The sequence below is a fragment of the Pseudonocardia sp. ICBG601 genome (genome assembly GCF_020496245.1).
Map to the genome: position 1 here is coordinate 1 of NZ_JAHLJA010000069.1, position 6,811 is coordinate 6,811.

The window sequence follows — 6,811 nt, forward strand, 5'->3', positions numbered from 1 at the left end:
ACGTGGCAGGTCAGATCGTAACTCCGCTCCTCGCAGGTGGGCGAGCACCGTTGCGGCGGCGCGGTGAAGGCCACCGTGTCGTGGCTGGTGCTGTCTCGGTGTCCGTGTCCGGGGCTGCCGTCCGGCCGGGCCGGAGGCAGGAGGCCGGGCGGGCAGCCCCGGGGGCGCCGTAGGCGCCCCGCTTGGGAACACAGGAACGTGCCGTGCCACCGCAGGTCAGAGCGTTGTTGAGGGTGCTTCGGAACTGGACTGGGAGGTTGAGGAGGAGCCGACGAGTGCTGATCTTCGGTGGGCGTTGCACACCGGGGTGGAGTGGCGCCACAGTCCGTTGAAGAAGGTGCGGGCGTGCCGCCGGTATGCCTCGGAGGAGGGCTCTAATGAGATGGGAGTCACATTTGCGCCGTGTAAGGGTGAGGGGCAGGTGGAGGTCGGGGTCAATGGGGTGAAGACGTGCGGGTCGTGGCACTCGTGTTTGCCGTGTGGTGCGCGGATCGCGGTGCACCGGGCTGGGGAGCTGTCGCAGGCCTTCGAGGTGTGGGAACACCTGGGCAACTCTGTGGTGTTGGCCACATTCACGTTGCAGCACCACGCTGGCGAGTCCTTGCGGGACCTGCTGGTCGCGCAGCGGGCGGGGTGGCAGGCGCTCCGATCGAAGCGCCCGTACGAAGCTGACCTGCTGAATCTGGGCGTGGCGATGTTCCCGGTCACGTCGGAGGCGGGGACGCGGATGGTGAAGGGTGTGATCCGGGCGTTCGAGTGCACTCATGGTGACGAGCACGGTTGGCACCCGCACTATCACGTGTTCTTCCTGGTGGAGGGCGTGATCAGCGAAGATGCGGCGCGGGAGGCGGTCGCGCCGATGTGGGACCGCTGGGTCGCTGGGCTGTCCAAGCACGGGGCGACGGCGATCGCGTCGGTCAACGGGGAGTCCGCTGGGCTGGATGTGAAGGTGATCGGCCCGGGGCAGGCGAAGAGCTACGGGAAGTACCCGTTCAAGCTCGCGCTGGAAGCGGTCGGGGGTGTGTTCAAGAACGGCCGGTCCCAGGACAGGAAGGGACGTGAGGTCGGTCACAGGCATCGGACTCCGGCGGAGATCGTCGAGCACATCGGGGTCGCGCAGGTCGAGGGCAAGCTCGGTGATGAGCAGGCGCAGACTGACCTGCGGGTCTGGCGGGAGTGGTGTGAGACCGCGACGGACCTGGGGCTGCGTCAGGCCCCGTTCCCGATGCGGCCCTGGTTCGCTGAGAAGGCCCGTGAGCTGGGCATCGAAGGTCCGCTGACCGATGGCGAGCCGGGGGAGGACAAGACCGACGAGGAGATCGCCGCCGCCGGGGTCCTGGGGAACCGGACCGGGGCGACGATGTCCTCCCGCGACTGGTCGTCCACGGTGGCCTACGAGTTCGACTCACTACGCCGCGCCGGACGACATGGCGGCTGGACCGCCGTGGTCGCCTGGTTCGACCAGCGAGGTATAGGTCTGGACCTGACCGGTGCTGGCGAGGAGCAGTTCGAACTCGAACGGGTAGAGCGAGAGCGACATCGATGTATGTCGCCCTGAGCGTGTTCCGTCCGCACGGAACGACGCTGGGCCTGCTCCTGGTCTAGGTGCGGTGTCGTTGGTGTGCCCGGACGCGGGCGGCGAACCTGCCGGGGCCGATGTCGCGCAGGCGCAGGAAGCTGACGCCGTCGTGCTCGGGGCACGTGGTGGCGCAGGCGACCTCTGCGGTATTGAAGTTGAAGTCTTCGTCTCCGAAGACGGAGATCACGGTGCGCAGGTTGTCGGTGCGGTCGCAGCCTGCGCAGTGGTCATCGAGCGGGCAGTGCTGCCGCTCGGCTTCCCAGTCGACGGCGTCGAGGTCGTCGTCAGCGCCGCTGTTCGGTGTGGTGGCGGTGCCGCGATGAGCGAGTGCGTGTCGACGTCGGAGGTCGCGCCCAGGTCGACGCCGATTGGGCTTTTTGGCCATGGGGGCCAGTGTCGCTGACCGTCCCGCGTAGGTACTCGCGGACGCGGCGGGGCGGTCCTGGCCTAGCGCAGCGACCGCGCCCCTCGGGGCGTGGACCGGACTGTTTGCGACACCCACTTAGCCGGGCTAAGTGTCTAGCGTGCTCCGCCGCAGGTGGGGCCGTGGCTGCTCTCCCGGGAGGTGCGGCTGGAGGCGAAACGTCCGTACGGAACCGAAGATCATCAGATGATGCATAGGTGTGGCGGGCTGTCGAGCCTTGAGTTGGGTCGGCTCGAGGCGACCGGTGTCTAGCGCTGTCTAGCGGGATTGTCCTGTCGGCGGTGTCGCCGCTCTACGGGCCACAGGACCTATGCATCCTCTGATGACCGTCGGTCGGGTGCGAGGTTTCGTGCGGACGGATCGGGTGCTGCCGCGCCGCTTCCGGTCCTCCCCCGCTGGGGGCGGGGTGCGGTCCGACCGCTTGGTGTCGGTTCACCGCGCAGCGAGTTAGGTGTTTTCTTAAGGAAAACGCGGGCGTCAACGGGTGGTTGACGTTGGGGTGGTCGTCGATACGACGACACCGCAGCTGTGGCTTGGAGGGTGGGGCTGCGGTCACGTCGGCGCGCGGAGCCGCCGTCAGAGGCCGCAACATGCCGGGGGTCCGGTGGGGTCGTCTTGCCAGGTTTGCGGCCCCTGAACGGCCTGTGGGGCCGACGTGGGCGCAGCCCCACCCGGAGCCGTCTCTCTCCTACTTCTCCCGGTGTTGGGGTGAGGGGTTCTCGGCTAGTCAGGTGGATTGCGGGGTCGCCGTGCAAAGTAGTTAATCAAGAAGACGACCCCGAGGATGAGCGGAAATATAAATAGTGGGGAAATTACTGCCTTTGTGATCGGTATATCAATAATTAGCTCAATGATGAGCCATAGTGCCGCACTAGCAAAAGGGGTAATTACTTCCCACAGGCGAGGGCGTCTCATTGTTTTAACTTTCTTGTTAGATTGTTAGCTTGTCTTTATCCTTGTCCTTATCCTTGGCGCGTTAAGTTAGTTGACAGGGTCAGCATGAAGCAGCGGCTGCGGTGCTTCCGCCGCCAACTGCGCCGATAACTCCTCCGCCGACGGCTCCAGCCGCGGTGCCGGCTCCGGGAATAACGGATCCAGCTGCACTGATAGCTACCGCACCGGCAAATCCGCCGGTTACTGCTCCGCCGATTGTACCGAGGGCGCACCTCCACCACTCTTTGTACCCGTTGACCTGACTATTGTCGCTGGTGGAGCTGTGGACGGTGGCCTTATGGTCGCTATCTAGGGTGTAAGTAAGGGTGACGGTCTTTCCGCCCTGGGTGACCTTGACGGGAAGGACTTCGAGAGTCTTTCCGTGGTTATCCACGACGGAGGTGTGGATTCCGTCTGTGACGAACTTTGCGTCCTTGAGTGTTACGACTCCTTCTGAGTCGTTTACCTTGTTGAAGCTGAATGTGGGTGCAGCGGACTGGCTGATTCCTGCTGGAGCGTTGGCGGGGCGCGGAGTGTCTGCTGCGGCGATTCCGCCGGTTGAACCAATTGCAAGGGCGGCAATGAATGCGCTGGTGGCGAGGGAGCGTGCAAGTTTCTGTGTTTGCATGGCGGCATGCAAACACGGGGGTCACTCTCAGTCAAGGGGAAGTGCGTAGCGTAGTTATCCTGTTACCGTGAGCTGTTTTTGATGGTGGGCGTTTGGGGGGTTCGTCCTTTTTGGTGGTATTTGGTGTTTTTCTTTAAAGTGGGGTGAGTCAATGTGTGGTTGATGCTCGGGTGGTCGTCGATACGACGACACCGCAGCTGTGGCTTGGAGGGTGGGGCTGCGGTCACGTCGGCGCGCTTGCGCCTGCACGGCTGTCGTAGGGCCCGCAACATCTGATCTCGGCCGGCGGCTGAGTTGTCCAGGCTTGCGGGTCCTGCGGCGGCCGTGCTGCCCTTCGGGGCCGATGTGGGCGCAGCTCCACCCGGAGCTGTTCCTTCTTCTACTTCTCCCGGTGCTGGGGTGAGGGGTCCTCGGCTGCTGCGGGAGCGGAGGCCCTCCCCGGAGGGGCCGCCGGAGGCATCTTTTTTGGGGGCTAGTTGGCTGGTAGCTCGTAGACCAGCTCGTATCGGTTGCCGGTGATCGTGATGTTGTTGATCGCTGGGTGTGACGACGGCACCCATCATCGGGGGTGGCAGAGCACTGGTACCCGCGATGTTCTTGCGCACCGTGACGCGCTGCAGCGCCTCGTCGAGGAGATGGATCGTCGCCTTGAGGAGATGCCCGAGCGTGCTGACAAGATCACCCAGCGCGCTGACGCCTCGATCCTCGGCGGCTTCCAGCGTGGTCAGCTCGGGCTTCGGATGAGCTTCCGGGTCGCTGATCGGGAGGCTATACCGATGCTCCACCAGGATGCCCGCGGACTGGCCGCTGGGCACGCACACGCTTGCCCCGGCATCGCCCTGCTCGAAATGCCGGCCGCCGCCCTGGCTCGGGTCCGGGGTCCACGTCTGCCCGGGCCGTCGGAGGAGTCCGACTATGCCCGGTATTGGGACGAGATTGCTGCCGTAGCGGTGCGCCTTCGCAACGAAGCGGCATGAATGGGCCAAGGTCATCCCTGGTCGTCGCTGAATGCAAAGAACCCCCAGGTTTGAGGCCCCTGGGGGTTCTCACGGCGGCTAGTCCGAGTCCAAGCAAGCAAGAAGAGAGGACCAGGCCGACGTGGCAGGTCAGATCGTAACTCCGCTCCTCGCAGGTGGCGAGCACCGTTGCGGCGGCGCGGTGGAAGGCCACCGTGTCGTGGCTGGTGCTGTCTCGGTGTCCGTGTCCGGGGCTGCCCGTCCGGCCGGGCCGGAGGCAGGAGGCCGGGCGGGCAGCCCCGGGGGCGCCGTAGGCGCCCCGCTTGGGAACACAGGAACGTGCCGTGCCACCGCAGGTCAGAGCGTTGTTGAGGGTGCTTCGGAACTGGACTGGGAGGTTGAGGAGGAGCCGACGAGTGCTGATCTTCGGTGGGCGTTGCACACCGGGGTGGAGTGGCGCCACAGTCCGTTGAAGAAGGTGCGGGCGTGCCGCCGGTATGCCTCGGAGGAGGGCTCTAATGAGATGGGAGTCACATTTGCGCCGTGTAAGGGTGAGGGGCAGGTGGAGGTCGGGGTCAATGGGGTGAAGACGTGCGGGTCGTGGCACTCGTGTTTGCCGTGTGGTGCGCGGATCGCGGTGCACCGGGCTGGGGAGCTGTCGCAGGCCTTCGAGGTGTGGGAACACCTGGGCAACTCTGTGGTGTTGGCCACATTCACGTTGCAGCACCACGCTGGCGAGTCCTTGCGGGACCTGCTGGTCGCGCAGCGGGCGGGGTGGCAGGCGCTCCGATCGAAGCGCCCGTACGAAGCTGACCTGCTGAATCTGGGCGTGGCGATGTTCCCGGTCACGTCGGAGGCGGGGACGCGGATGGTGAAGGGTGTGATCCGGGCGTTCGAGTGCACTCATGGTGACGAGCACGGTTGGCACCCGCACTATCACGTGTTCTTCCTGGTGGAGGGCGTGATCAGCGAAGATGCGGCGCGGGAGGCGGTCGCGCCGATGTGGGACCGCTGGGTCGCTGGGCTGTCCAAGCACGGGGCGACGGCGATCGCGTCGGTCAACGGGGAGTCCGCTGGGCTGGATGTGAAGGTGATCGGCCCGGGGCAGGCGAAGAGCTACGGGAAGTACCCGTTCAAGCTCGCGCTGGAAGCGGTCGGGGGTGTGTTCAAGAACGGCCGGTCCCAGGACAGGAAGGGACGTGAGGTCGGTCACAGGCATCGGACTCCGGCGGAGATCGTCGAGCACATCGGGGTCGCGCAGGTCGAGGGCAAGCTCGGTGATGAGCAGGCGCAGACTGACCTGCGGGTCTGGCGGGAGTGGTGTGAGACCGCGACGGACCTGGGGCTGCGTCAGGCCCCGTTCCCGATGCGGCCCTGGTTCGCTGAGAAGGCCCGTGAGCTGGGCATCGAAGGTCCGCTGACCGATGGCGAGCCGGGGGAGGACAAGACCGACGAGGAGATCGCCGCCGCCGGGGTCCTGGGGAACCGGACCGGGGCGACGATGTCCTCCCGCGACTGGTCGTCCACGGTGGCCTACGAGTTCGACTCACTACGCCGCGCCGGACGACATGGCGGCTGGACCGCCGTGGTCGCCTGGTTCGACCAGCGAGGTATAGGTCTGGACCTGACCGGTGCTGGCGAGGAGCAGTTCGAACTCGAACGGGTAGAGCGAGAGCGACATCGATGTATGTCGCCCTGAGCGTGTTCCGTCCGCACGGAACGACGCTGGGCCTGCTCCTGGTCTAGGTGCGGTGTCGTTGGTGTGCCCGGACGCGGGCGGCGAACCTGCCGGGGCCGATGTCGCGCAGGCGCAGGAAGCTGACGCCGTCGTGCTCGGGGCACGTGGTGGCGCAGGCGACCTCTGCGGTATTGAAGTTGAAGTCTTCGTCTCCGAAGACGGAGATCACGGTGCGCAGGTTGTCGGTGCGGTCGCAGCCTGCGCAGTGGTCATCGAGCGGGCAGTGCTGCCGCTCGGCTTCCCAGTCGACGGCGTCGAGGTCGTCGTCAGCGCCGCTGTTCGGTGTGGTGGCGGTGCCGCGATGAGCGAGTGCGTGTCGACGTCGGAGGTCGCGCCCAGGTCGACGCCGATTGGGCTTTTTGGCCATGGGGGCCAGTGTCGCTGACCGTCCCGCGTAGGTACTCGCGGACGCGGCGGGGCGGTCCTGGCCTAGCGCAGCGACCGCGCCCCTCGGGGCGTGGACCGGACTGTTTGCGACACCCACTTAGCCGGGCTAAGTGTCTAGCGTGCTCCGCCGCAGGTGGGGCCGTGGCTGCTCTCCCGGGAGGTGCGG

Annotated in this window: 6 protein-coding genes; 3 read left to right on the top strand and 3 right to left on the bottom strand. The window is 66.0% G+C overall.

Going from position 1 to position 6,811, the window contains the following annotated elements:
* The first annotated feature begins 496 nt into the window (after positions 1-496).
* Positions 497-1,558: a protein rep gene (locus tag KPL57_RS20815; protein WP_226352852.1), complete on the top strand. Its 1,062-nt coding sequence runs from the start codon at positions 497-499 to the stop codon at positions 1,556-1,558.
* 43 nt (positions 1,559-1,601) lie between these two features.
* Here the strand turns inward: KPL57_RS20815 and KPL57_RS20820 are convergent, their stop codons facing one another.
* Together KPL57_RS20820 and KPL57_RS20825 are read right to left on the bottom strand one after the other, a co-directional pair.
* Complete coding sequence (locus KPL57_RS20820; RefSeq protein WP_226352853.1) at positions 1,602-1,964, bottom strand: hypothetical protein; 363 nt, start codon at positions 1,962-1,964, stop codon at positions 1,602-1,604.
* A 1,033-nt stretch (positions 1,965-2,997) separates the two neighbouring features.
* A complete protein-coding gene (locus KPL57_RS20825; protein ID WP_226352854.1) occupies positions 2,998-3,564 on the bottom strand; it encodes a hypothetical protein in 567 nt (188 codons plus the stop codon).
* 515 nt (positions 3,565-4,079) lie between these two features.
* Here KPL57_RS20825 and KPL57_RS20830 point away from each other — a divergent pair.
* Positions 4,080-4,541, top strand: coding sequence for a hypothetical protein (locus KPL57_RS20830; protein WP_226352855.1), 462 nt, complete (start codon positions 4,080-4,082; stop codon positions 4,539-4,541).
* Positions 4,542-5,157: 616 nt separating this feature from the next.
* Positions 5,158-6,219, top strand: coding sequence for a protein rep (locus KPL57_RS20835; protein ID WP_226352852.1), 1,062 nt, complete (start codon positions 5,158-5,160; stop codon positions 6,217-6,219).
* Positions 6,220-6,262: 43 nt separating this feature from the next.
* Here the strand turns inward: KPL57_RS20835 and KPL57_RS20840 are convergent, their stop codons facing one another.
* A complete protein-coding gene (locus KPL57_RS20840; protein ID WP_226352853.1) occupies positions 6,263-6,625 on the bottom strand; it encodes a hypothetical protein in 363 nt (120 codons plus the stop codon).
* Positions 6,626-6,811 lie beyond the last annotated feature (186 nt).

What these genes read in the sequence shown, in the direction of transcription:
- KPL57_RS20825 (WP_226352854.1), bottom strand. Translation starts at nt 3,564, where the DNA reads ATGCAAACACAGAAACTTGCACGCTCCCTCGCCACCAGCGCATTCATT.
- KPL57_RS20840 (WP_226352853.1), bottom strand. Translation starts at nt 6,625, where the DNA reads ATGGCCAAAAAGCCCAATCGGCGTCGACCTGGGCGCGACCTCCGACGT.
- KPL57_RS20820 (WP_226352853.1), bottom strand. Translation starts at nt 1,964, where the DNA reads ATGGCCAAAAAGCCCAATCGGCGTCGACCTGGGCGCGACCTCCGACGT.